Genomic DNA, 24,576 nt, shown 5'->3' on the forward strand with positions numbered 1-24,576 from the left:
GCCATCACAGGGCGGCGCGAAGGCGCGAGGCCTCACAGCGCGTGAGCCATGGCGTCGACAAGCCGTTGGCGGTCACGACGCCGTCGCGCACGACGGGTGCGTCGCTGCCGAACGGCTGGTTGACCATCGTGCGGATGCGGTTGCCGCGCCGGACCATCGTCAGCTCCTGCTGGATGTGTCCGTTAAGCTCGATCGAGAGGACGATGCCGTCCGCGCCGGCGCGCTTCGCCGCGAGCACCCGGTAGGAACTGGGAACGAAACCGGCACCGAGACTTTCGGTGAAGCGCGCGCCGTCGTCGGTCGCCGTCACCTCGCGCCAGACATTCTCGCGGTCGGCCGGACGCTCGCAATCCTGCGCCCAGGAGCCGAGGAAACCGAATTCGTCCAGCGTCTGGCGTACCGACTCGGCATGCACGGCCGGGGCAAAAATAAGGTACAGCGCCACGGCGGCGCCGATAGCAGTTTTCATACTCCCCCGCCAGTTCTTTCGAACTTGCCCCTTCGGGACTGTGAAAGCGATCATAGGGGGAGGCGCGATGGCACGGCAAGATGGCGGCGTCAAAGCTGTCGCATTGTGCCGGTAACGTGTCTTGCCGGCCACGGGTTGCATCGAATCCGGACTGCCGTTACATCGCGAGGCGGAGATTTGGACATGCGCGCGGAAACCGAGAGTCTTGTTGACGACATCAAGCAGTCTGTCGGACTGCTGAGGAGGCATCTTTGACGTCGATCAAGCGCAGCGCCGGCTCGCGGAACTGAACCGCGAGGCCGAAGACCCCAATCTCTGGAACGATACCCAGCGCGCCCAGAAGGTGATGCGCGAGCGCGATGCGCTCGAGGATCAACTCGGCGCGATCGCGCGCATCGAGCAGGAACTCGACGACCATATCGGCATGATCGAACTCGGCGAGGCCGAGAAGGACGCCGGCGTGGTCGCTGAAGCCGAGGCCGCGCTGAAGGCGCTGCGCGTCGAGGTCGGGCGGCGGGAACTCGAAGCCTTGCTGGCCGGCGAGGCCGACTCCAATGACAGCTATCTCGAGGTCCATGCCGGGGCCGGCGGCACCGAAAGCCAGGACTGGGCCGGCATGCTAATGCGCATGTATACGCGCTGGGCCGACCAGCACGGCTACAAGATCGAATGGGTCGAGGAAACCGAGGGCGAGGGCGCCGGCATCAAGTCGGCGACCGTCATCATCAAGGGCCGCAACGCCTATGGCTGGCTGAAGAGCGAGAACGGCGTGCATCGGCTGGTGCGTATCTCGCCGTTCGACGCCAATGCGCGGCGGCATACGTCATTTGCCAGCGTTAATGTCTATCCGGTGGTCGATGATCGCATCGTCATCGAGATCAACGAGGAAAAGGACGTCCGCGTCGATACGATGCGCTCAGGCGGCGCCGGCGGCCAGCACGTCAACAAGACGGAGTCCGCCGTTCGCCTCACGCATATTCCGACCGGCATCGCGGTGGTGTGCCAGGCCGAACGTTCGCAGCACAAGAACCGTGCCGAAGCCTGGCGCATGTTGCGCGCCAAGCTCTACGAGATCGAGTTGAAGAAGCGCGAGGCGCAGGCGGTCGCGGAGCAGGACGCCAAGACCGACATCGGCTGGGGCCACCAGATCCGCTCTTACGTGTTGCAGCCCTATCAGATGGTGAAGGACCTGCGCACCGGCGTCTCGACCTCGAACACCGGGGCGGTGCTCGACGGCGACCTCGACGAGTTCATGCAGGCCGCGCTGGCGCAGAAGGCGTTCGGCGGCGGACCGCTCGAGGTCGAGGACGTGGAGTAGGGCCTGGCCTCCGCTCATTCCCGTGAAAGCGGGAATCCAGAATTTTGCAAATTGCGAATCTTGTGAATTGGGCTATGGGTCCCCGCTTTCGCGGGGACGGACGGAGAATTACGAATTTCCGAGCCGCACGCCCGCGCGCAGGAATTTCTGCGGATTGACCGCGACGTCGTCGACGCGCGTTTCATAATGCAGATGCGGACCGGTGGAACGGCCGGTCGAGCCGATGCGGCCGATCGTCTGTCCCGGCGTGACGTGCTGGCCGACCTTCACCTCGATCGCGGAGAGATGGCCGTACCGTGTCGACAGGCCGTGGCCGTGATCGACCTCGATCATGTTGCCGTAGCCGCCCTGCCAGCTCGCGGTGACGACCTTGCCCGCGGCGGTGACGCGGACGGGATCGCCTTTCTGGCCGCGCAGGTCGATGCCGGTGTGGATGGCGGGGCCGCGCAGGAACGGGTCCATCCGCGCGCCGAACGGCGAGCTCATGTCGACGTCGCCGACGATGGGCTTGCGGATCGGCACGGTGACGAGGGCACGCTGGTAGCGCGCGAGTTCGCTGCGCGCGCGGCTGATGCGCGACAGCTGCCGCTCGAACGTCATGCCGGCCCGCAGCGGCACGAACGGGCCGCCGACGGCGCCGGTGACATCGCCGCGCGATTTTCCGCCGCCGCCGCCGAGATTGATGCCGAGGTCCGCAAGCACGCTGTGGATGCGCCGCGCCTTGGTGTCGAGTTCTTCTTCGGCCGCGGCGAGCGCGCCGGTCTGCTTCTTCTCGACGCGGTCGAGCGACAGCGCGACCTTGGCCAGCATGCCGTCGAGGCCGCCGCTGCCGGCCTTCGCCGCGAGTTGTGTCGTCGTGTCCGGCAGGCCGCGCGATTGCAGGCGCGCCTCGCGGTCGGGCGGCGCGACGAAGATGACGGTGTCGCTGATCGGTGAGGGGCGCGGTTGCGCGTGGCTCGACGCCGATGGCCGCTCACGGCCGGAGCGCGAGGTGCCGGCGCCCGGCGCGATTTCACCGGTCAATGTCGACGTGCGCTGTTCGAGCGTCGTCTGGCGGTGCAGCAGCGCCTGAAGCTTCCGCTCGAACTGTTCCTGATCGAGCAGCTGGTTGCTGGTGACGCGATCGACCTGCGCGCGCAATTCGGCGATGCGGTCCTCATAGGCGAACTGCATGTTGGCCTGCCGCGCGATGAGGCGCGTCAGCACGTCGTCGCGGAACGCGAAATAGGTGCCGGTGGCGATGGTCCAGGTGCCCATGACGACCAGCGTGCCGACCACGATCCAGAATGCGACCGGGCCGATGCGAACCTGATGTCCCGCATGGGTGAAGGTGTAGCTGCGGCTGTCGCCGGCGCGCTGATGCAGATGACGGGAAACGCTGGAGGCGGTCTGAGTCCGCGCGTGCCGCGCCGCGTGCTCGGAATGGGCTTGATACGACTGCGACGACATCGACACGGATACCCCAGCCGGTCCGGCGGGGAAGCCGGAGATCCAGCGGGTGCGATATCAGCCGCTCATGGTTAAGATTTCGGTAACGCCGTTTGCCGCCCGCGCGACAGGCTTAGCGGATCGCTGCCAGAACCTCGTCGGCGTGACCGTCGACCTTAACTTTTGGCCAGACATGCAGGATTTTGCCCGTCTCGCCGATCAGCACGGTCTTGCGGATGACGCCCATGAAGGTGCGTCCGTACATCGACTTCTCGCCCCACGCGCCATAGGCGGTGAGCATCTTGTGGGTCTCGTCGGTGGCGAGGTCGATCGCGAGGTCGTGCTTGGCCTTGAACTTGTCGAGGGCGGGGACCGGATCGGCCGAGACGCCGAGGATGGCGGCGCCGGCCCTGGAGAATTTCGGGCGCAACCGCGTGAAGTCGAGCGCCTCGCGCGTGCAGCCCGTAGTGTCGGCCTTCGGGTAAAAATAGAGGACGAGCTTGCGGCCCTTGAAGTCCTTCAGCGAGACGGTTCCGCCGCCGTCCCGCGGCAGGGTGAAGGCGGGGGCGGCCGTGCCTTCGGCCAGCTCAGGCGAGGGTTTGCGCGCCATCCAGGCTCCTCATATGCCTTCCTTTCGTCGCTTTCGCCGGGTCAATAGCGTCAACGTACCGGGTTGACTTGCCATGGGGTTCCGGCCGAAGCAAACCGGCTGGCGGCAGTCACAAGACGGACGAATCGGCCCAAAATCGGCGGTCGGGAGCGGGGGGCTCGGGCGGGATGACAGATTCTCCGGATCGTCGCCGGGTCTCCGCCGCGAGTTCGCGCTCGATCTGTTCCGAACACCGGTTTCCGAATTTCGGGATCATGCTCTAGGACGCGGCCGGAAGGGATGACGGACAATCACCACAGTTCCGGCTCCGGCGAGGCGAAGGGTTTTGCGCGCCACTGGCGTTGGCCGGGGCGCTGGCCGTTTCCGCCGCGCGGGCGCGTGAAGTGGAGCGCGGTCCGCCGCAGCCTCTATCGTTTCTTTCGCCGGAAGTGGGTGCTGCGCTCGCTGATCGGCGTTGGCGCGGTCGTTCTCGTATCGGCAGTCGGGATCCTCGGCCTGTGGTGGCGGCTGTCGAGCGGTCCGATCGAGTTCGACCTTGCGACCTCATGGCTGAAATCCGCGATCGAGCAGAACTTCGGTCCGAAATATAAAGTCGCGATCGGCGGCACGCAGTTCGAGCGCGACGAGAACGGGCGGCCTTCGCTGCGCATCCGCGACATCGCGGTGCGCGACGAAGATGGCGCCATCGTCGCCGCCGCGCCGAAAGCGGAAATCGGACTGTCCGGCTCCGGCCTGCTGTCCGGAAACTTCCGCGCCTCGAGCCTCAATCTGGTCGGCGCGGAACTGTCGGTGCGCATCGAGACCGACGGGCAGGTGACGATCTTCGCCGGCGCGCAGTCGAAGCCGATCGCGCGCGCGCCGCTGCCCGAGCCGGGCGCGGCCGCGCCGACGCCGGGCGTGCCCGACGCCAGCGGATTGCCGCAGGGTCTCAAGGAGATCGGCGCGGCGCTCGCCTGGCTCGACCGCATCGGTTCGACCGATCTCGACAGCTATGACCTGCGCGAGCTCGGCCTGAAGAGCGGCAACCTCACGGTCGACGACCGGCGCACCGGCAAGCGCTGGACCTTCACCGATATCAGTGTCGGGCTGTCGCGGCCGGCGCAGGGCGGTATCATCTTCCGCATCGCCTCCGACGCGCCGGACCGCGCCTGGCAGATCAGCGCGGCGATCCGTCCGGTCGAAGGCAACATCCGCGCCGTCGGCATCGAGGCGCGTCAGGTTCCCGCTCACGATCTGTTGCTGGCGATGCGCGCCGGCGGCCTCGAGGCGGATTTTCCGATCTCGGCCAGCCTTCGCGCCGAACTCTCGACCGGCGGCGTGCTGCGCGCGGCGCGCGGGCAGGTGGTGGCCGGCGCGGGCTCGATCCGCGATCCGGATCAGGCGGGCACCGAGATCAAGCTCGAGCGCGCCGACATTCGCGCGGTGTGGGACGCGCGGCAGAAGAGCCTGGTGATGCCGTTCCAACTCCAGGCGCAGGGCCTGCAGATGACGATGCTGGCGCGCGTCCAGGCCGACCCGCACGAGGACGGCATCTGGCGGCTGTCGGTGACGCGCGGCGACAACGTGATCGATCCGATCATCCTGTCGCCCGACGCCGACACCGAGCGCAGCGGATTTTCGTTCAACCGCGTCGCGATCGCCGCGAAGATCGATCCCGCGCGCCAGCGCATCGTGGTCGAGCAGGGCGATTTCGGGCGCGAAGACACGCGCTCGCTCTATAACGTCGGCGTCGCCGTGACGGGCACGCTCGACTATTCCGGCATCGATCCGCGGCTGAATTTCGGCGTCGCCGCGACACGCATGCCGGTGACGGTGCTCAAGCGGCTGTGGCCGAAACCGGTCGCGCCGCCGGTGCGGAACTGGGTCGATGCGCATATCTCGGCCGGCACGGTCGAGCGCGTGCTGATCGCCGGAAACATGAGCCTGCCGGTGATGCTGGAACCCGGCGTGCCGATTCCCGACGACAGCCTGTCGATCGAGATTGATACGAGCGGAACGGTGCTGCGCCCGGTCGAGACGCTGCCGGAAATCCGCGACGCCGATCTGAGCGTGAAGATCACCGGCAGCAGCGCGCGCGTCAGCCTCGGCCGCGGCACGCTCGACGTCGGCAACGGCCGGCGGCTTAACATCGCCAACGGCCATTTCGAGGTGCCGGACACGCATCCGAAAAACCCGCCGGCGAAGGCGCTGTTCCGCATCGACGGCTCGGTCGCGGCGGCCGCCGCTCTGCTCGCGAGCGATCACCTGCGCGATGTCGCGGCGATGGTGATCGATCCCGCGACCAGCCGCGGCACGATGTCGGCGCAGATCGCGCTCGATCTCGTGCTGGCGAAGAAATACGAGGACGTGAAATCCCGCTACGCGCTGACCGCCGACCTGACCAATTTCTCCGCCGACCGGCTGGTGATGGGGCAGAAGGTGGAGTCGTCCATCCTGCGCGTCAGCGCGAATTCGAGCGGCTACGCCGTGCGCGGCGACATCAAGGTCAACGGCACGGCGGCCAATCTCGACTTCCGCAAGGATCGCGCGAAGCGCAAGGCGGATGTCCGGCTCACGGCCGAGCTCGACGCGGCCGCGCGGCGGCGGCTCGGCATCGATGTCGGCACCGCGGTCAACGGCGCCGTGCCGGTCAAGCTGACCGGCGAGATGGAGCCCGGCTCGTCCGACATCCGTCTCGACGTCGAGGCGGACTTCACCGGCGCCGCGATCGACAACCTGCTGCCGGGCTGGGTCAAGCCGGCGGGCCGCGAGGCGCGGGCGACGTTCCAGTTGACCCGCGACGGCAAGGCGATGCGGTTCGAGGGGCTGGAAATTTCCGGCAGCGGCGCCTCGGTGAAGGGGACGGTCGAACTCGACGCCGACGGCGATCTCGTCGCCGCGAATTTCCCGGTGTTCGGCTTGTCGGACGGCGACAAGGCGACGCTGAAAGCCGACCGCAGCGGCGGCGTGCTGCGCGTGTCCATGCGCGGCGACGTCTATGACGGCCGCGAGGCGGTGAAATCCCTGCTCAGCAGTTCGCATGAGCGGAACAAGAAGAAGCCGCCGGACGTCGATCTCGACATCCGGCTCGGTACGGTGGCGGGGTTCAACGGCGAGACGCTGCGCGGCCTCGACCTGCGTTTCAACCGCCGCAGCGGGCAGGTCCGCACGTTCACCTTGAAGGCGAAGATCGGCCGCGACGCGCCTTTGAACGGCGACATGCGGCTGCGTGCGCGCGACAGCCATCAGGTCGTCTATCTCGAAACCGACGACGCCGGCGCGCTGTTCCGTTTCACCGACGCCTATCCGCGCATGTTCGGCGGGCAGATGTGGATGGCGATGGACCCGCCGAACGCCGCCGATACGCCGCAGGTCGGCATCCTGAGCATTCGCAATTTCGTGGTGCGTGGCGAGCCGGGCCTCGAGCGGGTGATCGCCGGCACGCCGGAAAGCGCGCGCAATGCGGTCGAATTCAGCGAGATGCGCGCCGACTTCACGCGGCAGGCCGGCCGCATGACGATCCGCGACGGCGTGGTGCGCGGGCCGACCATCGGCGCGACCATCGACGGGGTGGTGGACTTCGGCGCCAACGCGATGCGGCTGCGCGGCACCTTCGTGCCGCTCTATGCGATCAACAATGTGTTCGGGCAGATCCCGATCGTCGGCCTGTTCCTCGGCGGCGGCAGCAAGGAAGGCTTGCTCGGCATCAATTACGAAGCATCGGGGCCGCCGAGTTCGCCGCGCATCACCGTCAATCCGATTTCGGCGGTGGCGCCGGGCCTGTTGCGCAAGATGCTGCCGGCGCCGAGCCCGTTCGATCCGAACTTCGTGCGGCCGACGCGGTAGCAACAACTTTGTCATGCCCGGCCTTGTGCCGGGCATCCACGACTTTCTTGATGTCTGCTCAAGACGTGGATGGCCGGGACAAGCCCGGCCATGACAAGTTTGTTTATTCCGGCTTCAGCAGGACGTGCTTCTTCTTGCCGAGCGAGATCTTGATGACGCCTTCGGGTGTCAGGTTGGCGCGCGAGAGCGCGAGCTTCTCGTCGGTCACGGCGGCGTCGTTGATGCGCAGGCCGCCGGACTTGATCTGGCGGCGCGCTTCGCCGGTGGAGGCGACGAGACCGGCTGCGACGGCCGCCGTGAGCACGCCATAGCCCGCATCGAGCGCGCCCGCCGGAAGGACGACGCTCGGCAACGACTCCGCCAGCGCGCCTTCCTCGAAGGTCTTGCGCGCGGTCTCCTCGGCCTGCATCGCCGCCGCGCGGCCGTGCATCAGCGCGGTCGCTTCGTTGGCGAGCGTCTTCTTCGCCTCGTTGATCTCGGCGCCGTGCAAGGCGGCGAGGCGGTCGACTTCGCCGAGCGGCAGCGTGGTGAACAGCTTGAGGAAGCGCGCGACGTCGCCATCCTCGGTGTTGCGCCAGAACTGCCAGTAGTCGTACGGCGACAACATGTCGGCGTTGAGCCACACCGCGCCGGCGGCGGTCTTGCCCATCTTGGCGCCGGAGGCAGTGGTGAGCAGCGGGCAGGTCAGCGCGTAGAGCTGGTGCGTGCCCATGCGGCGGCCGAGATCGATGCCGTTGACGATGTTGCCCCACTGGTCTGAGCCGCCCATCTGCAGGTTGCAGCCGTAGCGGCGCGCGAGCTCGACGAAGTCGTAGGACTGCAGGATCATGTAGTTGAATTCGATGAAGGAGAGTTCCTGCTCGCGCTCGAGCCGGAGCTTCACCGAATCCATCGTCAGCATGCGGTTGATCGAGAAATGGCGGCCGACCTCGCGCAGCATCTCGATGTAGTTCAGTTTCGTCAGCCACTCGGCATTGTCGGCCATCACGGCGTCGGATTTGCCCGCGCCAAATTTGATGAACTTGTCGAAGGTGGTGCGGATCGAGGCCTTGTTGGCGTCGATCTGCTCGTAGGTCAGGAGCTTGCGGGTCTCATCGCGGCCGGAGGGGTCGCCGACCCTCGTGGTGCCGCCGCCCATCAGCGCGATCGGCTTGTTGCCGGTCGCCTGCAGCCAGTGCAGCATCATGATCGACAGGAGATGCCCGACATGGAGCGAGGAGGCCGTGCAGTCGTAGCCGACATAGGCGACGACCCCGGACTTGCCCGCCAGCGCATCAAGGCCTTCGGCATCCGAGACCTGGTGGATGAAGCCGCGGGTGGCCAGAACGTTGAGAAAATCGGACTTGTACGCGCTCATGCCGGGTATGCGCGTCTCGCGCGCCGCCTTATCGATTTGATAGGAGCGGTGGTGTAACAGGTCCGGCGCGGGATTCAACAGACCCGGATCGGGCTCGAAATCAGGCAGGGGCGGGGCGTGGCGGCGGTCAAGGCAATCGGGCTCATGAGCGGCACGTCGCTCGACGGCGTCGATGTGGCGTTCGTCGAGACCGACGGCGAGCGCATTGTGGCGCTGGGACCGACCGGCTACCGGCCTTATTCCGACGCCGAGCGCGACCTGCTGCGGCAGGCGCTCGCCGAAGGCGCCGCGCTCACCGACCGCGCGACGCGGCCGGGTTGTCTCGGCGAGGCCGAGGCGCTGGTGACGCGGGCGCATGCCGAGGCGGTCGAAGCCTTCATGACGACCGAGGAGATCGGCCACGACCTCGTCGATATCGTCGGCTTCCACGGGCAGACCGTCATTCACAAGCCGGCCGAGAAGCTCACGGTCCAGATCGGCGATGCGGTGGCGCTGGCGAAGCGCCTCACGCTGCCGGTCGCCTGCGACTTCCGCGCGGCGGACGTCGTGGCCGGCGGGCAGGGCGCGCCGCTGGTGCCGGTGTTCCATCAGGCGATGGCGAACGATCTTGCGCGCGAGCATCCGATCGCGGTGCTCAACATCGGCGGCGTCGCGAATGTCACCTTCGTCGACGGTGGCGATCCGGTCGCCTGCGATACCGGACCGGGCAACGCGATGATCGACGACTTCATGCGCGCGCGCACCGGCGCGCCGTACGACAACCACGGCGACGTCGCCGCGACCGGCACGCCGGATCAGGCGTTCATCGACCGCGTGCTGACCGACACCTTCTTCGGCCTGAAGCCGCCGAAGTCGCTCGACCGCAATGCCTTTGCGTTCGCCAATATCGGATTGCCCGACCATTCGGTACCGGACGGCGCGGCGACGCTGTCGGCGCTCACCGTGCAGGCGGTCGGACGCATCATCGCGCATCTGCCCGAGCCGCCGAAGGCGTGGATTGTCGCCGGCGGCGGCGCGCGCAATGCGACGCTGGTGTCGATGCTGCGGCAGCGCGTTGCGCCGGCGAGTGTCGAAACCGCGGACGAGGTCGGCTGGTCGGCCGATGCGCTCGAGGCGCAGGCCTTCGCGTTTCTCGCGGTGCGCACGCTGAAGGGCCTGCCGATCACCTTCCCGAAGACGACCGGCACGCCGGCGCCGATGCGCGGCGGGATTATCGTGCGGCCTTGAGCTTTTCCGACCGGCGTTTGGCCGACTTGCGCTTGGCGGCGATGACCGCCGCGGCCCGCTGCGCCATCGCGCGCGCCATCGCGGCGTTGTCCTTGCCGCCGGTCGCGCCGTGGCCGTTGGCGAGATGGATATCCGCCGCGATGCCGCCGGCCGGCGCATGTCCGTTGGCCTTGTGGCCGTTGGTTTTGTGGCCGTTGACGCCGTTCACCGCCGCCGGCTTTTTCTTCTTGTCGAGGAAGGCCGCGCAGAAGGCGGTGTCGAACAGCCGGTAGCTGTTGGTGATCTCCTCGCCCTTGGCGATGTCGCGCCTGGCGCGGATATGACCGGAGCGCCAATAGGTGTTGGAGTCGTCGGAGTGATTGATGAAGTGGTCGTTGTCGACCGTCAGCAGGATCTCGCCGTCGACGCGATAGCCGTAATAGGCGATGAACTCCTGCGCTTCCCGCGGCAGCCTGGCGAATTGCCGCGGTGTCCAGGAGCGGTCGAAGCCCTCGACGTAGCGCCAGATTTTCGCGCCCTTCGGGATCGGCTCGGCAGCAAAGACCCCGAGCCCGTGGATCGGACTCCGGTCGAGATAGGTTTTGACGAGGAGCATGGGAGTTGAAGGGCGAATCGCGCCTGTTGACCAACCGACACGAATTAATGCCGGGCTTTTGGTCCGGCAGCTATATCCCGCAAATATAAAAGTCGTGGATGACTGTCGGCCAGCCGGTCAGGGCGCGCTGTTGCGCGGCGCCAGGAGGCCCCAGACCACGAGGACGATGATCGAGCCGACCACCGCGCCGATGAAGCCGGCGCTTTGACCGGCCTGATACCAGCCGAGCATCTGTCCGAGATAGGTCGCGACGAAGGCGCCGGCGATGCCGAGCAGGGTGGTCAGGATGAAGCCCGACGGCTCGTTCGGCCCCGGATGCAGCAGCTTGGCGACGATGCCGGCGAGAAAGCCGATGACGATGGTCCAGAGAATGCCCATGAGACCTCCCTTGGTGTGGTCCGCCTCGATAATGGGCAAACCGGGCGGAAAGTTCCAGCGACCGTTCGCCTTGGCCACCCCACGGCGGCGGCGGACAGGGGAGAAAAAGTCGGCTCACCCGGCGGCGGACATGCTACGACCCCGGCCGGAGAGGCAACATGTCAAAACAGACTGCACGCGAAGAGACCGAGCGCCTGATCCGCGAAGCGATGGAGAAGAAGGGACTGACCATCAAGCAGGGCCAGACCCGGATCGAGACCAAATGCGGCAAATGCGGCGCGCCGAACCGCGTCTCCGCCGCCCCCGGCGAGACCCGCGTGGAGTTCGCCTGCAAGGAATGCGGGCACAAGCAGCGGACGCTGTAAGGGGCGCGTCGATCCGCGTTCGCGGCTTACGCCGCGGTCGGCTTGCGTCCTGACTGGAGCCGCTTGTCGAGATAGCCGGTCACCGAGGTCATCAGCGGCTCGACCTTGCCGTCGAAGAAGTGGTTGGCGCCTTGCACCACCTTCTGCTCGATGACGATGCCCTTCTGGGTCTTGAGCTTCTCGACCAGCGTGGTGACGTCCTTGGCCGGCACCACCGCATCCTTGTCGCCGTGGATGATGAGGCCCGACGACGGGCAGGGCGCGAGGAACGAGAAGTCGTAGAGATTGGCCGGCGGGCAGATCGAGATGAAGCCCTCGATCTCCGGGCGGCGCATCAGCAGCTGCATGCCGATCCACGAGCCGAACGAGAAGCCGGCGATCCAGCAGCTCTTGGCTTCGGGCGAAATGGTCTGCGCCCAGTCGAGCGCGGAGGCCGCGTCCGACAGTTCGCCGGTGCCGTGGTCGAACGAGCCCTGCGAGCGGCCGACGCCGCGGAAGTTGAAGCGCAGCGCCGAGAAGCCGCGATGCACGAAGGCGTAGTAGAGCTGGTAGATGATCGGGTGGTTCATCGTGCCGCCGAACTGCGGATGCGGATGCAGGATGATGGCGATCGGGGCGTTCTTCTGCCGGGCCGGATGATAGCGGCCCTCGATGCGGCCGGCGGGACCGGTGAAAATGACCTCAGGCATGAACGGCACCTCGACGGCTGGGACAGGCGGCCGTGCGGCCATCTGTCGTGATTCCGGTTCACGGACCGGCTTCGCAACTTAATGTAACGCTTTGACGCGATTTATGTTTTCAGTGTACGACAACGGCGCTGGAAAGCCGCGTCGCGGCGTTCTAACACAGTCACCCGGGCGAAATGCAAGGAAATTGCGAAGCAATATCCGGGGGATCGCACGGGCCGGACCCGATATCGGAACCATGAGCACGCCACGCCGCAGCTATTTCGACTGGAACGCGACCGCGCCGCTGCGCGGCGAGGCGCGCGCGGCGATGCAGGCAGCGCTCGCGACGACCGGCAACGCGTCTTCGGTTCACGCCGAGGGGCGCGCGGCGCGGGCGCTGATCGAGCAGGCGCGCGCCGACGTCGCGGCACTGGTCGGCGCGGAGGCAAAGCAGGTCATCTTCACCGCAGGCGGCACCGAGGCGAACGCGCTCGCGCTGACGCCGCAGCTCGAGGCGGGGTCCGACAAGACCCCGCGCGGCGCGCTGCTGGTGTCGGCGGTCGAGCACCCGTCCGTGCTGGCGGGCGGGCGCTTCGCGCAAGTCGAGATCGTGCCGGTGGACGCGCAGGGGCGCGTCGATCCGGTTCAACTTCAGAAAAAGGTTGAACAGACCGAACGTCCGCTGGTCTCGGTGATGTTCGCCAATAACGAGACCGGCATCATTCAGCCCATCGCGGATATGGGCGCCATCGTCCACGCTGCGGGTGGGCTTTTGCATGTCGATGCCGTGCAGGGTGCGGGGCGCGTCGCCTGCGACATGGTCGCGCTCGGCGCCGACCTGATGACAGTCTCAGGCCACAAGATCGGCGGTCCGCAGGGCGTCGGTGCGCTGGTCCGCCGGGCCGATCTGCACTTGCCGGCGCTGATCCGCGGCGGCGGCCAGGAGCGTGGCTACCGGGCCGGCACCGAGAACGTGGCGGCGATCGCCGGATTCGGGGCGGCGGCGCGCGCGGCGCTCGCGGAGCGGGAGGCGGCCGCCTCGCGCATGGCGGGCTTGCGGGATCGCATCGAGGCCGGATTGCGCGCCGAAAACCCCGACGTTGTGATATTCGGGGCCGGCGCGGAACGGTTGCCCAATACCATTTCCTTCTCGAAGCCCGGCATGAAGGCGGAAACCGCCATAATCGCTTTCGATCTCAACGGGATAGCGGTGTCGTCGGGGGCGGCCTGTTCCTCCGGCAAGGTCCAGCCGTCCCATGTGCTGGCCGCGATGGGGGTCGATCCGGCGCTGGCGGGCGGCGCGATCCGGCTCAGTCTGGGCTGGGAGACGACGGAAGACGATGCTGGAAACGTTCTAAATGCTTGGCGAAAAGTGGCTTCGGCCTTATCTAAGGGGCGAGGAATTGCCGCCTGAGGCGGCGTGACAAAGGGTCAAACGCGAACGGACAACGCGAGACGACCATAACCGACCAGTCCAACCCGCGGTCCTTGAAACCGTGAGCGGAGGGATGAATGCCGGCTGTACAAGAGACCGTCGATCAGGTCCGCAGCATCGACGTCGATCAATACAAATACGGCTTCGAGACCAAGATCGAATCCGAAAAGGCCCCGAAGGGTCTTTCGGATGACATCGTGCGCTTCATTTCGGCCAAGAAGGGCGAGCCGGACTGGATGCTGCAGTGGCGGCTCGACGCCTATAAGCGCTGGCTGACCATGCAGGAGCCGACCTGGGCGCGGGTCGAGTATCCGAAGATCGACTACAACGACCTCTACTATTATTCGGCTCCGAAGGCGTTCAAGGCGCCGAAGTCGCTCGACGAGGTCGACCCCGAAATCCTGCGCACCTACGAGAAGCTCGGCATCCCGCTCAAGGAGCAGGAGATCCTCGCCGGCGTGCGCAAGCAGGGCGAGCCGAGCCAACTCGACGATGACGAGACCGGCGGCAGCTACCAGCCCGGCCGCGTCGCGGTCGACGCGGTGTTCGACTCGGTGTCGGTCGCGACCACTTTCAAGGAAGAGCTGAAGAAGGCCGGCGTGATCTTCATGCCGATCTCCGAGGCGCTGCGCGAGCATCCCGATCTCGTGAAGCAGTATCTCGGCACGGTCGTTCCGGTGACCGACAACTTCTTTGCGACGCTCAACTCGGCGGTGTTCTCCGACGGCTCGTTCGTCTATGTGCCACCGGGTGTGCGCTGCCCGATGGAACTGTCGACCTATTTCCGCATCAACGAGAAAAACACCGGCCAGTTCGAGCGCACGCTCATCATCGCCGACAAGGGCTCCTATGTGAGCTACCTCGAAGGCTGCACCGCGCCGATGCGCGACGAGAACCAGCTGCACGCCGCGGTGGTCGAGCTGATCGCGCTCGAGGACGCCGAGATCAAGTATTCGACGGTGCAGAACTGGTATCCGGGCGACGCCGAAGGCAAGGGCGGCATCTACAACTTCGTCACCAAGCGCGGCGACTGCCGCGGCGCGCGCGCCAAGATTTCCTGGACGCAGGTCGAGACCGGCTCGGCGATCACCTGGAAATATCCGAGCTGCATCCTGCGCGGCGACAATTCGCGCGGCGAGTTCTACTCGATCGCGATCTCGAACGGCCGCCAGCAGGTCGATAGCGGCACCAAGATGATCCATCTCGGCAAGAACACGGTCAGCCGGATCATCTCCAAGGGCATTTCGGCCGGCAAGTCGAACAACACCTATCGCGGGCTCGTTTCGGCGCATCGCAAGGCGACCGGCGCGCGCAACTTCACCAACTGCGACTCGCTGCTGATCGGCGACAAATGCGGCGCGCATACCGTGCCCTATATCGAGGCGAAGAACTCGTCCTCGACCTTCGAGCACGAGGCGACCACCTCGAAAATCTCCGAGGACATGCTGTTCTACTGCCGCCAGCGCGGCATGAGCGCCGAAGAGGCGACCGCGCTCGTCGTCAACGGCTTCGTCAAGGACGTGCTGCAGCAGTTGCCGATGGAATTCGCGGTCGAGGCGCAGAAGCTGATCTCGATCTCGCTGGAAGGCTCGGTGGGCTGATGCCGGTCAAGCGCATCTGGCACGGCTGGACGACGCCGGAGAACGCTCACGCCTATGAGCAGCTTCTCAAGACGCACGTCTTTCCGGGTATCGAGGCGAAGAACGTGAAGGGCTATCGCTCGATCGAACTGCTGCGCAAGCCGGTGGGCGAGGAGGTCGAGTTCGTCACGATCATGACCTTCGACGATCTCGATGCGGTGAAATCCTTCGTCGGCGAGGATTACGAGACGGTCTATGTGCCGGAAAAGGCGCGGGCGGTATTGAAGCGGTTCGATCAGCGGTCGATGCACTACGACCTGGTCGAGACCAGAACTTACTAAGGGTTTGTGATGTCGTTGCTTGAAGTGAAGAACCTCCATGCCCGCGTCGGCGAGCGCCAGATCCTCAACGGGCTGACGCTGACGGTCGAGCAGGGGCAGGTCGCCGCGATCATGGGGCCGAACGGCTCCGGCAAATCGACGCTCGCCTATGTGCTTGCCGGAAAGTCCGGCTATGAGGTGACCGAGGGCGAAGTCCTGCTCAACGGCGAGAGCGTGCTCGGCATGGAGCCGGAAGAGCGCGCCGCCAAGGGCGTGTTCCTCGCGTTCCAGTATCCGATGGAAATTCCCGGCGTCGCCTCGATGACCTTCCTGCGCACTGCGGTGAACGCGCAGCGCAAGGCGCGCGGCCTCGCCGAGCTTTCGACGCCCGACTTCATGAAGCAGGTGCGCGAGAAGGCCGGCGAACTCGGCATCAGCAACGACATGCTGCGCCGCGCGGTGAATGTCGGATTCTCAGGCGGCGAGAAGAAGCGCAACGAGATTCTGCAGATGGCGATGCTGGAGCCGAAACTCGCGGTGCTCGACGAGACCGATTCCGGCCTCGACATCGACGCGCTGCGCATCGTCGCCGACGGCGTCAACCGGCTGCGCGCGCCGGACCGCGCGATGGTGGTCATCACGCACTATCAGCGGTTGCTGTCTTACATCGTGCCGGACGTCGTTCATGTGCTTGCCAAGGGCAAGGTGGTGAAGTCCGGCGGCAAGGATCTGGCGCTCGAACTCGAAGCCAAGGGCTATGCCGATTTCGTCGGCGAGGGGCGTAAATGAACGCGAATGTCCCGACCAATGTCCGGACGATGAAGACGGCCGCCGAGCAGGCGCTGGCCGAGACTTTTGCCGGTGCGCAGCCGACGCTGCCGGGCAAGGGCGCGGTCGCCGCGTTGCGCGCGGACGCCTTCAAACGGTTCGAGACGTCGGGCTTGCCGCACCGCCGTGTCGAGGAATGGAAATACACCGATCTGCGCGCGTTGATGCGCGAGGCACAGCCGCTGGCCGGCGCGCCCGACGCGGCTGCGAAAGCCAAAGCGAAGAATGCCGGCGCGCTGTTTGCCGGCATCGCGGCGCGCAAGCTTGTCTTCGTCGATGGCGCCTTCGTGCCGGAACTGTCCGATCTGTCTGCGGAGGCCGGCCTCACCATCGCGTCGATGGCAGAGGCGCTGGCAAAGGGCGATGCGCTGGTCGCCACCCATGTCGGCAAGACCGTCGAGACGAAGGATGTCGGGGTCGCGCTCAACACGGCGCTGATGGGCGACGGGGCGGTGATCCATGTCGCCGCCGGCACCAAGATCGAAAAACCGATCCATCTGGTGTTCTTCGGATCGCAGGCCGCTGCGAGCGTCACGCGCTCGCTCGTCGTGATCGAGAAGGGCGCGAGCGTCACGCTGCTCGAAAGCCACGACAGCGCGGCGGGGCAGGCCAACACCGCGCTTGAAATCCGCGTCGCGGACGGCGCGGCCGTCGAGCACGTCAAGACCGTCGATGCCGGCGCGCTGCATCTGTCGAGCCTGATGGCGTCGGTCGGCGCCAAGGCGGTCTTCAACACCTTCGCTTTCACCGCTGCGAGTGCGCTGACGCGCAACCAGATGTTTCTTCGCTTTGCCGGCGAGGACACGCAGGCCAATATCGGCGGCGCGACGCTGGCGCGCGGGCGCGAGCATGTCGACAACACGCTGCTGATCGATCACGCGGCGGTCGGCTGCGAAAGCCGCGAGCGGTTCCGCACCGTGCTCGACGGCGAAAGCCGCGGCATCTTCCAGGGCAAGATCGTCGTGCAGCCGCACGCGCAGAAGACCGACGCCAAGATGGCCAGTCACTCGCTGCTCTTGTCGGACGACGCCGAGGCCAATGCGAAGCCGGAACTCGAAATCTTCGCCGACGACGTGCAGTGCGGCCACGGCGCGACCGTCGGCGCGCTGCAGCAGGATCTGCTGTTCTATCTGCGCGCCCGCGGCATCCCGAAAAAGGAAGCCGAGGCGCTGCTGATCCAGTCTTTCGTCGCCGAGCCGATCGAGGCCGTCGCGCATGAGGGCGTGCGCGCCGCGCTCAACGGCGCGGTCGAGCGCTGGCTCGCCGGGCGGGCGTGAGGGTGCGGTCATGAATGCGCCGCTGAAATCCCATCCCGCCATCGCCGCGAACGGCTACGACGTCGCGCGCATCCGCGCCGACTTCCCGGCGCTGGCGATGCAGATTTATGGCAAGCCGCTCGTCTATCTCGACAACGCGGCGTCGGCGCAGAAGCCGAAGGCCGTGCTGGAGCGGCTGGAACGCGCCTACACGCAGCAATACGCCAATGTGCATCGCGGGCTGCATTACCTCGCCAACGAGGCGACCGAGGCTTATGAGGGCGCGCGCGACGCGGTGAAGGCGTTTCTCAACGCGCCGAAGCGCGAAGAGGTGATCTTCACCCGCAACGCCACCGAGGCGATCAATCTCGTGGCGCAGACCTTCGGCCGCGAGCGCATCAAGGCGGGCGACGAGATCGTGCTCTCGATCATGGAGCACCATTCCAACATCGTGCCGTGGCATTTCCTGCGCGAGCGGCAGGGCGCCGTCATCAAATGGGCGCCGGTCGATGCCGACGGCAATTTCCTGATCGACGAATTCGAGAAGCTTCTGACGCCCAAGACCAAGCTCGTCGCCATCACGCAGATGTCGAACGTGCTTGGCACTACGGTGCCGGTGAAGGAGGTCGTGAAGCTCGCCAAGGCGCGCGGCATTCCGGTGCTGATCGACGGCAGCCAGGCGGCGGTGCATCTCGACGTCGACGTGCAGGACATCGGTTGCGACTTCTACGTCTTCACCGGCCACAAGCTTTACGGCCCGACCGGCATCGGCGTGTTGTGGGGCAGATACGATCTGCTCGCCGCCATGCCGCCGTTCAACGGCGGCGGTGAGATGATCCACGAGGTGTTCGAGGACCGCATCACCTATGGCGAGCCGCCGCACCGCTTCGAAGCCGGCACGCCGCCGATCGTGCAGGCGATCGGGCTTGGGGCGGCGATCGATTACGTCAATTCGATCGGCAAGCCGCGCATTCGCGCGCATGAATTAGAAGTGGTCCAATATGCGCACGACCGGTTGCGCGAGATCAATTCGCTGCGCATCATCGGCAACGCGCGGGACAAGGGCGCCATCGTCTCGTTCGAGATGAAGGGCGCACACCCGCACGACGTCGCGACCGTGATCGACCGCGCCGGCGTCGCGGTGCGGGCCGGCACCCATTGCGCGATGCCGCTGCTCGCGCGCTACGGCGTGACCGCCACATGCCGGGCCTCGTTCGCGATGTACAATACCAAGGAAGAAGTCGACGCGCTGGCCGCGTCGCTGATGAAGGCGCAGGAGTTCTTCACATGAGGCCGCGATCATGAGCGACGAGACACCGACCGCCGAAAAGCCGGCCGTTGCGCCGAATGTCGCGACGGTGGACGCGAGCGGCTCCGCAATTCCGGAAGCCGAGCTGACGCGCATGACCGACGACATCGTCGGCTCGATCAAGACGGTCTACGACCCGGAAATCCCGGCCGATATTTACGAACTGGGGCTGATCTACAAGATCGACATCAAGGACGACCGCTCCGTCCATGTCGAAATGACGCTCACCACTCCGAACTGCCCCTCGGCGCAGGAACTGCCGATCATGGTGGAAAACGCGGTGGCGAGCGTGGCCGGCGTCGGCCCGGTCTCGGTGGACGTGGTGTGGGATCCGCCGTGGGACCCGAGCCGGATGTCCGACGAGGCGCGACTCGTGCTCAATATGTGGTGAGCGGAGCGGGGTGTTGATGGAAGGCTTAACCGTCCCCATCTAGGATTGGCGAGAACGAGGACAGCATGGCTCAGGTTCGACCCCGACCCCAGGTGATGCGGCTCACCGAAGCCGCCGCGGAACGCATCAAGGCTGTGATGGCGCAGTCCGAGACGCCGGTCGCGGGCCTGCGCGTCGGCGTCAAGAACGGCGGCTGCGCCGGCATGGAATACACCATGAACTACGCCGCCGAGGTGAAGCCGGGCGACGAGGTGATCGAGGACAAGGGCGTCAAGCTGCTGATCGACCAGAAAGCGGTTTTGTTCCTGCTCGGCACCGAAATGGACTACCGGATCGACAAGCTGTCCTCGCAGTTCGTGTTCAACAACCCGAACCAGACCTCGGCCTGCGGCTGCGGTGAGTCCGTGCAGCTTGCGCCCGCGGACTTTTCCCCTGCGGACATGGCGAAGCCCAACTAGGCGGCTGCCGTGGCGTCGCCGCCCGATGCCGATTTCATCAGCGACCTGTTCTCCGAATTCGGACCCGTTTCCGTGCGCCGCATGTTCGGCGGCGCGGGGATTTCCGTCGACGGCGCGACGTTCGCCATCGTGTTCGACGGCGTGATCTATCTGAAAACGGACGACGCCTCGCGGGCCGCGTTCGAGAGCGAAGGCTCAGCGCCGTTCGTCTATCCGCTGATGAAGAAGCCGCGGCCCCGCCGCAAGCCGTCGTCGTTCTGGCGGCTGCCGGACCGGCTCTACGACGATCCGGCCGAACTCGCGGCGTGGTCGCAGATCGCGCTCGGCGTCGCGCGCAAGCGCGCCGATCAGCGCGCCGCCAAGACGCCGGCTGCGAAGCGCCCGCCGCGCCGGAGCGCGGCGAAGCCGGCATCCTCCCGAAAAAAGTCGGCGGCAAAGCGCGACGCTCGCCGCCGCTCGTCTTGACCCTCCGCAGCCGATCCGGCCCAATAGCCGGTCTTTGATGGGGGACCGGCCCGACGTCCGTCTTTCATGGGGGACCGGCCCGACGGCCGGTCTTGGCGGGGTACGACATCGTGTGGCGTAGCGGAGGCGTGTGGCGAGGCGCGGCGATTGGCGCGCTGGTGGCGTTGCTGGCCGCCGGGTCGGCCGCGCCGGCGCTGGCGGCCGCAAAGAAGGGCGGCAAAAGCAGCGGTCCCGCGGCCTGCGTCGATCCGGACGACCCGCCGAATTTTCCCTGGCAGAAGGTCAAATCCGGCGACACCTGCGTCGAATTCACCAACAGCCTCAGCGTCGTCTACCAGAAGCTGATGCAGTCGTCGGGAAGCCTGCCGACGCCGTTGCGCTCCAGCACGGCGTCGATCGGCAATCCGGAGGTCAAGACCGTCACGTTCGAGTCGCGCATGGCGACGACGACGCCAACCCGGCTCGGCGATCTCGAGACGGTGCTCGGCGTCCAGGTCCAGCGCAGCAGCGGCGACACCTATATTTACACGACACTGAGCGAGGGCACCGTGGCGCTCGCCGGCGCGACGGCCGGCTACACCAGCAGCGTGATGAATTTCTGGAGCGGCGATTTCCAGTTCAGCGCGACGTCTCCGCAGCGCACCGTCGCCGTCGCGCGATACGAATATGAGGTGATCCCGAACGGCAAGCTCGGTCTGTCGCTCGAAACCGGCGTGGCGACCCGGCAGACCAATTCCAAGCTGTTCGCGCCGGTTTACTCCGACGATCCGGTGCTGGCCGCGCGGTTTCTCTACCAGACCGATCCGCTGTCGCTGCATCTGGCCGGCATGATCCATCGCGCCAAGGTCGAGCGCGACCGCCAGTTGCCCGGCACCAGCCCGTCCGACGAGATCCGCGGCTGGGTGGTGAGCGCCGGCACCACCTTCGAGGTGCTGCCGATCGGCGAGGACGATGAGATCAGCACGCAGGTGACCTATGCCGACAACGCCTCGGCCTATCTCGGCACCAACAGCGACCTGTCCACCTTCGCCAGCGCGCTGCCGTTCTCGGTCGAAACCCGCGGCTGGAGCGTGGTGGCGTCCTATCACCGGCAATGGTCGGAGCAATGGGAGTCGAATGTCTTCGTCAGCCACCTGACGCTCGACATTTCGACGCCGTTCGGCGATCCGAAGCTGACCAGCACGCGCTATGCCGGCAATCTCATCTTCAAGCCGTATGATTATGTGAAGCTCGGCGGCGAACTCGGATTTCTCGATGTGCGCACGGACATCCCGACCGGCGCGCTGGCCGCGGTTCGCGGCGTCACCGGACGCGGGCTGACCGGCTATCTGTTCGCCTCGGTCGACTTCTGAAGGAGCGGGCGGCGCGGCAAGCGCGTTACGCGACCTTGGCGGCCTCGGGCGTCGCTTCCGGATCGGTTTCGCAAATCACGCGGTTGCGGCCGTGGCGCTTGGCGGCATAGAGGCAGGAGTCGGTGCGCTCGATCAGGCTCTGCACCGTGTCGCCGTTGCGGAGCGTGGCGACGCCGACCGACACCGTAATGCGGCCGAGCCGTTCGCCGGTCGAGCGCTTCATCAGTTCCTTCGTCATCACCGCCTTGCGGATGTGGTCGGCGACGGTAGCGGCCGAGCGCAGCACGGTGTTCGGCAGCACGATGGCGAATTCCTCGCCGCCGTAGCGCGCAGCGGTGTCCTGGCCCTTGATGTTCTGCCGCATCGACATCGCGACGAGGCGCAGCACCTGGTCGCCGGTCAGGTGACCGTAGTTGTCGTTGAACTTCTTGAAGTGATCGACGTCGGTCAGGATCAGCGACAGCGGCTCGTTCTTTTCCCGCGCTTCTTCCATCGCGCGGGCAAGCGTGCCGTCGAAGAATTTGCGGTTGGAGAGCTGCGTCAGCGGATCGGTCAGGCTTTCGGTGCGCACCGCCTCCAGATTGTTCTGCAGCTCGGTGATTTCCTGCTTGGAGGCGGAGAGGCGGGCCTCGAGCTTCTGGTTCGAGGCTTCCATGTCTTTGGCCGACTGGACGAGGCCCTCGACGATGGCGCGCAGGCCCTCGCGGTCCTTGGACTGGCCGAGCTGCTCGGTCATGCCGGCGAGGCTTTCCGAGTAGCTGTTGGCGGTGCCGGCCGCGGCGTCGATCATCGCCATGACCTGCTCGATCTCGCCCATCACCCGGTCGCCGACGCTGTCGATACGGTCGGTGAGGCGGGTCGGCGAAAGGAATTCGGCGTAGATCTGTTCGAGATCGGCGTCGGATAGCGCGTCCTGCGCGGCCAGCATGTCGTTGATGCGCTGGTTCAGCGACGGATTGTAGCCGGTGGCGTAGGTGTACCAGATCTCGTAATTGCGCGGAGTCGCCGGCTGACGGAGCGCCTTGATCTGCCCGAGCGCAATTTCGGCAAACGCCAAAGTGCGCTCGTGCTCGTCCGCGTGCCCTGTCATCACAAGACCCATAGGCGTCCGACCGATTGACCCAAAGAATTTCACTGCGCGCGCGGCACAATAACCGCGCGTTATGAGCCAGAGCCTAGGCCACAGGGATGAATCGGGAGTAAATGCCCCCAAGAAGGCGGCATAAATTTCCTCCCTGTGGAGAAAATGCGCCGTTTTGCGACGCGGATCGCGTCAGGCCTTGATGGAGACGGGGCGCAGCAGGAAAGCCGGCAAATGCGAGGTATCGGGCTCGTCATGCTGCGGCTGGCGCTGTTCGCCGCCACCGCGTCCGGGCTTGGCTGAGGGGCGCGCCGGCTTGCCGGCGGGCTTTGCCGCCGTCTCGGTCCGCGGCTCGGCCTCCTGCCGGGGCGCAGACCGCGATTGCTCACGCGGCTGATGCGAATCGGCGGACCGCGTGTCGCGCGACCGGCCACGGCCGCCGCGTTGGCGGCCCCGGCCACGTCCGCGGCTCTCGTCCTGAGGAGCGGCAGCCGTGTCGTCCGGCGGCGGACCGTCCGCCCATTTGATCGACTGACCGGTCAGCCGCTCGATCGCGCCGAGCGACTTCTGGTCGGAGGGCGCGACGATGGTGATCGCCGTGCCGGACTTGCCGGCGCGGCCGGTGCGGCCGATGCGGTGGACGTAATCGTCCGGATGATGCGGCACGTCGAAATTGAAGACGTGGCTCACATCCGGGATGTCGAGACCGCGCGCGGCGACGTCGGAGGCGATCAACAGATCGGCCTCGCCCTTCTTGAAGCGGTCGAGCGCGGCCATGCGAGCCGGCTGGTCCATGTCGCCATGCAGGGCGACGGCGTTGAAGTTGTGGCGCTGGAGCGAGCGCAGCAGCGTCGCGACCTCGCGCTTGCGGTTGCAGAACACGATGGCGTTCTTGAAGTTGTCCGCCGAGCGGATCAGCCGGCGCAGCGTGTCGCGCTTCTCGTAATCCTCGCGGCCGGTCGCGACCAGAAGCTGGGTGATGGTCGCGGCGGTGGTGGCGGGGCGGGAGACTTCGACGCGCGCCGGGTTGTGCAGGAAGGTGTCGGCGATGTGCTGGATTTCCGGCGGCATGGTCGCGGTGAAGAACAGCGTCTGCCGGGTAAAGGGCACGAGCTTGCCGATGCGCTCGATGTCGGGGATGAAGCCCATGTCAAGCATGCGGTCGGCTTCGTCGATGATGAGCAGTTCGCAGCCCGACAGCAGCAGGCGTCCGCGCTCTGAATGATCGAGCAGGCGGCCCGGCGTCGCGATCAGCACGTCGACGCCGCGCAGCAGCTTGGAATCCTGATCGCCGAACGAGACGCCGCCGATAATCAGGGCGACATTGAGCTTGTGGTTCTTGCCGTATTTCTCGAACTGCTCGGCGACCTGCGCGGCGAGTTCGCGCGTCGGCTCGAGGATCAGCGTGCGCGGCATGCGTGCGCGGGCGCGGCCCTGTTCGAGCATCGTCAGCATCGGCAGCACGAAGGCGGCGGTCTTGCCGGTGCCGGTCTGCGCGATGCCGAGCACGTCGCGGCGCGCGAGCACCTGCGGGATGGCCTGTTCCTGGATCGGAGTGGGGGTCTTGTAGCCGGCCGCCTCAATGGCGGAGAGAACCTTGTCGGACAGGCCGAGATGCGAAAAAGACATAAAACCTCAGGCGAGGGTCAACCTCGAAGTGGGATCGTTGGTCCCCCGCGCTCAATTTGCGGTGGCCGTCGCTGGTCCCGGACCTTGCCGGTGTCGACCGTTGCTCTGGCCTTGAATGCGCGGGGAAAAGCGGCCGATTCCATGGTCGGCCCGTTCGCCGGGAACATAAGGTGAAAGGGCGGAAAGTCAATGTTCGGCGGGCGCAGAACGGCTATTCGCCGCCAACGTTCTT

23 protein-coding genes are annotated in these 24,576 nt (G+C 66.3%); 14 read left to right on the forward strand and 9 right to left on the reverse strand.

Annotated features, from left to right (window positions below; translation table 11 throughout):
- Window positions 1–4 precede the first annotated feature (4 nt).
- Window positions 5–469 carry a hypothetical protein gene (locus tag AB7F10_RS04820; RefSeq protein WP_428564968.1) on the reverse strand — a complete coding sequence of 155 codons (465 nt, stop codon included), beginning with the start codon at window positions 467–469 and terminating at the stop codon, window positions 5–7.
- A gap of 183 nt (window positions 470–652) precedes the next feature.
- On the opposite strand from AB7F10_RS04820, the gene prfB reads away from it, so the two are divergent.
- Window positions 653–1,787, forward strand: a protein-coding gene (gene prfB, locus AB7F10_RS04825; RefSeq protein ID WP_428564965.1) for a peptide chain release factor 2 whose coding sequence is annotated in 2 segments (ribosomal slippage) — window positions 653–721 and window positions 723–1,787 — 1,134 coding nt in all. Because the reading frame shifts where the segments join, the coding sequence is not laid out codon by codon here.
- Window positions 1,788–1,895: 108 nt separating this feature from the next.
- Here the strand turns inward: prfB and AB7F10_RS04830 are convergent.
- The gene (locus AB7F10_RS04830) at window positions 1,896–3,236 is read right to left on the reverse strand and encodes a peptidoglycan DD-metalloendopeptidase family protein (RefSeq protein ID WP_428564977.1); all 1,341 of its coding nucleotides are present in this window, start codon (window positions 3,234–3,236) and stop codon (window positions 1,896–1,898) included.
- Window positions 3,237–3,348: 112 nt separating this feature from the next.
- Entirely contained in the window at window positions 3,349–3,825 is a 477-nt protein-coding gene (locus tag AB7F10_RS04835; protein WP_428564962.1) for a peroxiredoxin, read from the reverse strand.
- 279 nt (window positions 3,826–4,104) lie between these two features.
- Between AB7F10_RS04835 and AB7F10_RS04840 the strand changes: the two genes are divergently transcribed.
- The gene (locus AB7F10_RS04840; protein ID WP_428564959.1) at window positions 4,105–7,650 is read left to right on the forward strand and encodes a hypothetical protein; all 3,546 of its coding nucleotides are present in this window, start codon (window positions 4,105–4,107) and stop codon (window positions 7,648–7,650) included.
- Window positions 7,651–7,753: 103 nt separating this feature from the next.
- Here the strand turns inward: AB7F10_RS04840 and tyrS are convergent, their stop codons facing one another.
- A complete protein-coding gene (gene tyrS, locus AB7F10_RS04845) occupies window positions 7,754–9,007 on the reverse strand; it encodes a tyrosine--tRNA ligase (protein WP_428564956.1) in 1,254 nt (417 codons plus the stop codon).
- Window positions 9,008–9,151: 144 nt separating this feature from the next.
- Here tyrS and AB7F10_RS04850 point away from each other — a divergent pair, with 144 nt between their 5' ends.
- Window positions 9,152–10,234: an anhydro-N-acetylmuramic acid kinase gene (locus AB7F10_RS04850; RefSeq protein ID WP_428564953.1), complete on the forward strand. Its 1,083-nt coding sequence runs from the start codon at window positions 9,152–9,154 to the stop codon at window positions 10,232–10,234.
- Here AB7F10_RS04850 and AB7F10_RS04855 read toward each other — a convergent pair.
- Both AB7F10_RS04855 and AB7F10_RS04860 read right to left on the reverse strand, forming a co-directional pair.
- Window positions 10,218–10,829 (reverse strand): SET domain-containing protein, encoded by a 612-nt coding sequence (locus AB7F10_RS04855; RefSeq protein WP_428564950.1) that lies wholly within the window; start codon window positions 10,827–10,829, stop codon window positions 10,218–10,220. The two genes, AB7F10_RS04850 and AB7F10_RS04855, sit on opposite strands and share 17 nt — an antisense overlap.
- 117 nt (window positions 10,830–10,946) lie before the next feature.
- Window positions 10,947–11,207, reverse strand: coding sequence for a GlsB/YeaQ/YmgE family stress response membrane protein (locus AB7F10_RS04860; protein WP_428564947.1), 261 nt, complete (start codon window positions 11,205–11,207; stop codon window positions 10,947–10,949).
- A 158-nt stretch (window positions 11,208–11,365) separates the two neighbouring features.
- Between AB7F10_RS04860 and AB7F10_RS04865 the strand changes: the two genes are divergently transcribed.
- Window positions 11,366–11,572, forward strand: a complete 207-nt coding sequence (locus AB7F10_RS04865) for a hypothetical protein (protein ID WP_428564944.1) — start codon at window positions 11,366–11,368, stop codon at window positions 11,570–11,572.
- A 26-nt stretch (window positions 11,573–11,598) separates the two neighbouring features.
- Here the strand turns inward: AB7F10_RS04865 and AB7F10_RS04870 are convergent, their stop codons facing one another.
- Window positions 11,599–12,261, reverse strand: a complete 663-nt coding sequence (locus tag AB7F10_RS04870; RefSeq protein WP_428564942.1) for an alpha/beta hydrolase — start codon at window positions 12,259–12,261, stop codon at window positions 11,599–11,601.
- A gap of 235 nt (window positions 12,262–12,496) precedes the next feature.
- On the opposite strand from AB7F10_RS04870, the gene AB7F10_RS04875 reads away from it, so the two are divergent.
- The 10 genes from AB7F10_RS04875 (at window position 12,497) to AB7F10_RS04920 (ending at window position 21,634) form a co-directional block, all read left to right on the forward strand.
- On the forward strand, window positions 12,497–13,654 hold the full coding sequence (locus AB7F10_RS04875; RefSeq protein WP_428564940.1) for a cysteine desulfurase family protein: 1,158 nt from the start codon (window positions 12,497–12,499) through the stop codon (window positions 13,652–13,654).
- 98 nt (window positions 13,655–13,752) lie between these two features.
- Window positions 13,753–15,276 (forward strand): Fe-S cluster assembly protein SufB, encoded by a 1,524-nt coding sequence (gene sufB, locus AB7F10_RS04880; protein WP_428564937.1) that lies wholly within the window; start codon window positions 13,753–13,755, stop codon window positions 15,274–15,276.
- Window positions 15,276–15,596: an antibiotic biosynthesis monooxygenase gene (locus AB7F10_RS04885; protein ID WP_428564934.1), complete on the forward strand. Its 321-nt coding sequence runs from the start codon at window positions 15,276–15,278 to the stop codon at window positions 15,594–15,596. Before sufB ends, AB7F10_RS04885 begins: the two co-directional genes overlap by 1 nt.
- Window positions 15,597–15,605: 9 nt before the next feature.
- Window positions 15,606–16,364: a Fe-S cluster assembly ATPase SufC gene (gene sufC, locus AB7F10_RS04890; protein WP_428564931.1), complete on the forward strand. Its 759-nt coding sequence runs from the start codon at window positions 15,606–15,608 to the stop codon at window positions 16,362–16,364.
- Entirely contained in the window at window positions 16,361–17,680 is a 1,320-nt protein-coding gene (gene sufD, locus AB7F10_RS04895; RefSeq protein WP_428564928.1) for a Fe-S cluster assembly protein SufD, read from the forward strand. The genes sufC and sufD overlap by 4 nt, the downstream gene beginning before the upstream one ends.
- Before the next feature lie 22 nt (window positions 17,681–17,702).
- On the forward strand, window positions 17,703–18,950 hold the full coding sequence (locus AB7F10_RS04900; RefSeq protein WP_428564974.1) for a cysteine desulfurase: 1,248 nt from the start codon (window positions 17,703–17,705) through the stop codon (window positions 18,948–18,950).
- Window positions 18,951–18,960: 10 nt separating this feature from the next.
- A complete protein-coding gene (locus tag AB7F10_RS04905) occupies window positions 18,961–19,359 on the forward strand; it encodes an SUF system Fe-S cluster assembly protein (protein WP_428564925.1) in 399 nt (132 codons plus the stop codon).
- A gap of 65 nt (window positions 19,360–19,424) precedes the next feature.
- Complete coding sequence (locus AB7F10_RS04910; protein WP_428564922.1) at window positions 19,425–19,817, forward strand: HesB/IscA family protein; 393 nt, start codon at window positions 19,425–19,427, stop codon at window positions 19,815–19,817.
- A 9-nt stretch (window positions 19,818–19,826) separates the two neighbouring features.
- Window positions 19,827–20,282 (forward strand): TfoX/Sxy family protein, encoded by a 456-nt coding sequence (locus tag AB7F10_RS04915; protein ID WP_428564919.1) that lies wholly within the window; start codon window positions 19,827–19,829, stop codon window positions 20,280–20,282.
- A 110-nt stretch (window positions 20,283–20,392) separates the two neighbouring features.
- The gene (locus tag AB7F10_RS04920; protein WP_428564916.1) at window positions 20,393–21,634 is read left to right on the forward strand and encodes a porin; all 1,242 of its coding nucleotides are present in this window, start codon (window positions 20,393–20,395) and stop codon (window positions 21,632–21,634) included.
- 25 nt (window positions 21,635–21,659) lie between these two features.
- Here the strand turns inward: AB7F10_RS04920 and AB7F10_RS04925 are convergent, their stop codons facing one another.
- Window positions 21,660–22,724 carry a GGDEF domain-containing protein gene (locus tag AB7F10_RS04925; RefSeq protein WP_428564913.1) on the reverse strand — a complete coding sequence of 355 codons (1,065 nt, stop codon included), beginning with the start codon at window positions 22,722–22,724 and terminating at the stop codon, window positions 21,660–21,662.
- A gap of 183 nt (window positions 22,725–22,907) precedes the next feature.
- Window positions 22,908–24,344 carry a DEAD/DEAH box helicase gene (locus AB7F10_RS04930; protein ID WP_428564910.1) on the reverse strand — a complete coding sequence of 479 codons (1,437 nt, stop codon included), beginning with the start codon at window positions 24,342–24,344 and terminating at the stop codon, window positions 22,908–22,910.
- Window positions 24,345–24,576 lie beyond the last annotated feature (232 nt).

The organism is Pseudolabrys sp. (assembly GCF_050250095.1).
GTDB lineage: Bacteria > Pseudomonadota > Alphaproteobacteria > Rhizobiales > Xanthobacteraceae > Pseudolabrys.

Coding starts and splice junctions, on each gene's coding strand:
- AB7F10_RS04820 (WP_428564968.1), bottom strand. CDS start 469: ATGAAAACTGCTATCGGCGCCGCCGTGGCGCTGTACCTTATTTTTGCC.
- AB7F10_RS04830 (WP_428564977.1), bottom strand. CDS start 3,236: ATGTCGTCGCAGTCGTATCAAGCCCATTCCGAGCACGCGGCGCGGCAC.
- AB7F10_RS04835 (WP_428564962.1), bottom strand. CDS start 3,825: ATGGCGCGCAAACCCTCGCCTGAGCTGGCCGAAGGCACGGCCGCCCCC.
- AB7F10_RS04840 (WP_428564959.1), top strand. CDS start 4,105: ATGACGGACAATCACCACAGTTCCGGCTCCGGCGAGGCGAAGGGTTTT.
- tyrS (WP_428564956.1), bottom strand. CDS start 9,007: ATGAGCGCGTACAAGTCCGATTTTCTCAACGTTCTGGCCACCCGCGGC.
- AB7F10_RS04850 (WP_428564953.1), top strand. CDS start 9,152: ATGAGCGGCACGTCGCTCGACGGCGTCGATGTGGCGTTCGTCGAGACC.
- AB7F10_RS04855 (WP_428564950.1), bottom strand. CDS start 10,829: ATGCTCCTCGTCAAAACCTATCTCGACCGGAGTCCGATCCACGGGCTC.
- AB7F10_RS04860 (WP_428564947.1), bottom strand. CDS start 11,207: ATGGGCATTCTCTGGACCATCGTCATCGGCTTTCTCGCCGGCATCGTC.
- AB7F10_RS04865 (WP_428564944.1), top strand. CDS start 11,366: ATGTCAAAACAGACTGCACGCGAAGAGACCGAGCGCCTGATCCGCGAA.
- AB7F10_RS04870 (WP_428564942.1), bottom strand. CDS start 12,261: ATGCCTGAGGTCATTTTCACCGGTCCCGCCGGCCGCATCGAGGGCCGC.
- AB7F10_RS04875 (WP_428564940.1), top strand. CDS start 12,497: ATGAGCACGCCACGCCGCAGCTATTTCGACTGGAACGCGACCGCGCCG.
- sufB (WP_428564937.1), top strand. CDS start 13,753: ATGCCGGCTGTACAAGAGACCGTCGATCAGGTCCGCAGCATCGACGTC.
- AB7F10_RS04885 (WP_428564934.1), top strand. CDS start 15,276: ATGCCGGTCAAGCGCATCTGGCACGGCTGGACGACGCCGGAGAACGCT.
- sufC (WP_428564931.1), top strand. CDS start 15,606: ATGTCGTTGCTTGAAGTGAAGAACCTCCATGCCCGCGTCGGCGAGCGC.
- sufD (WP_428564928.1), top strand. CDS start 16,361: ATGAACGCGAATGTCCCGACCAATGTCCGGACGATGAAGACGGCCGCC.
- AB7F10_RS04905 (WP_428564925.1), top strand. CDS start 18,961: ATGAGCGACGAGACACCGACCGCCGAAAAGCCGGCCGTTGCGCCGAAT.
- AB7F10_RS04910 (WP_428564922.1), top strand. CDS start 19,425: ATGGCTCAGGTTCGACCCCGACCCCAGGTGATGCGGCTCACCGAAGCC.
- AB7F10_RS04925 (WP_428564913.1), bottom strand. CDS start 22,724: ATGACAGGGCACGCGGACGAGCACGAGCGCACTTTGGCGTTTGCCGAA.
- AB7F10_RS04930 (WP_428564910.1), bottom strand. CDS start 24,344: ATGTCTTTTTCGCATCTCGGCCTGTCCGACAAGGTTCTCTCCGCCATT.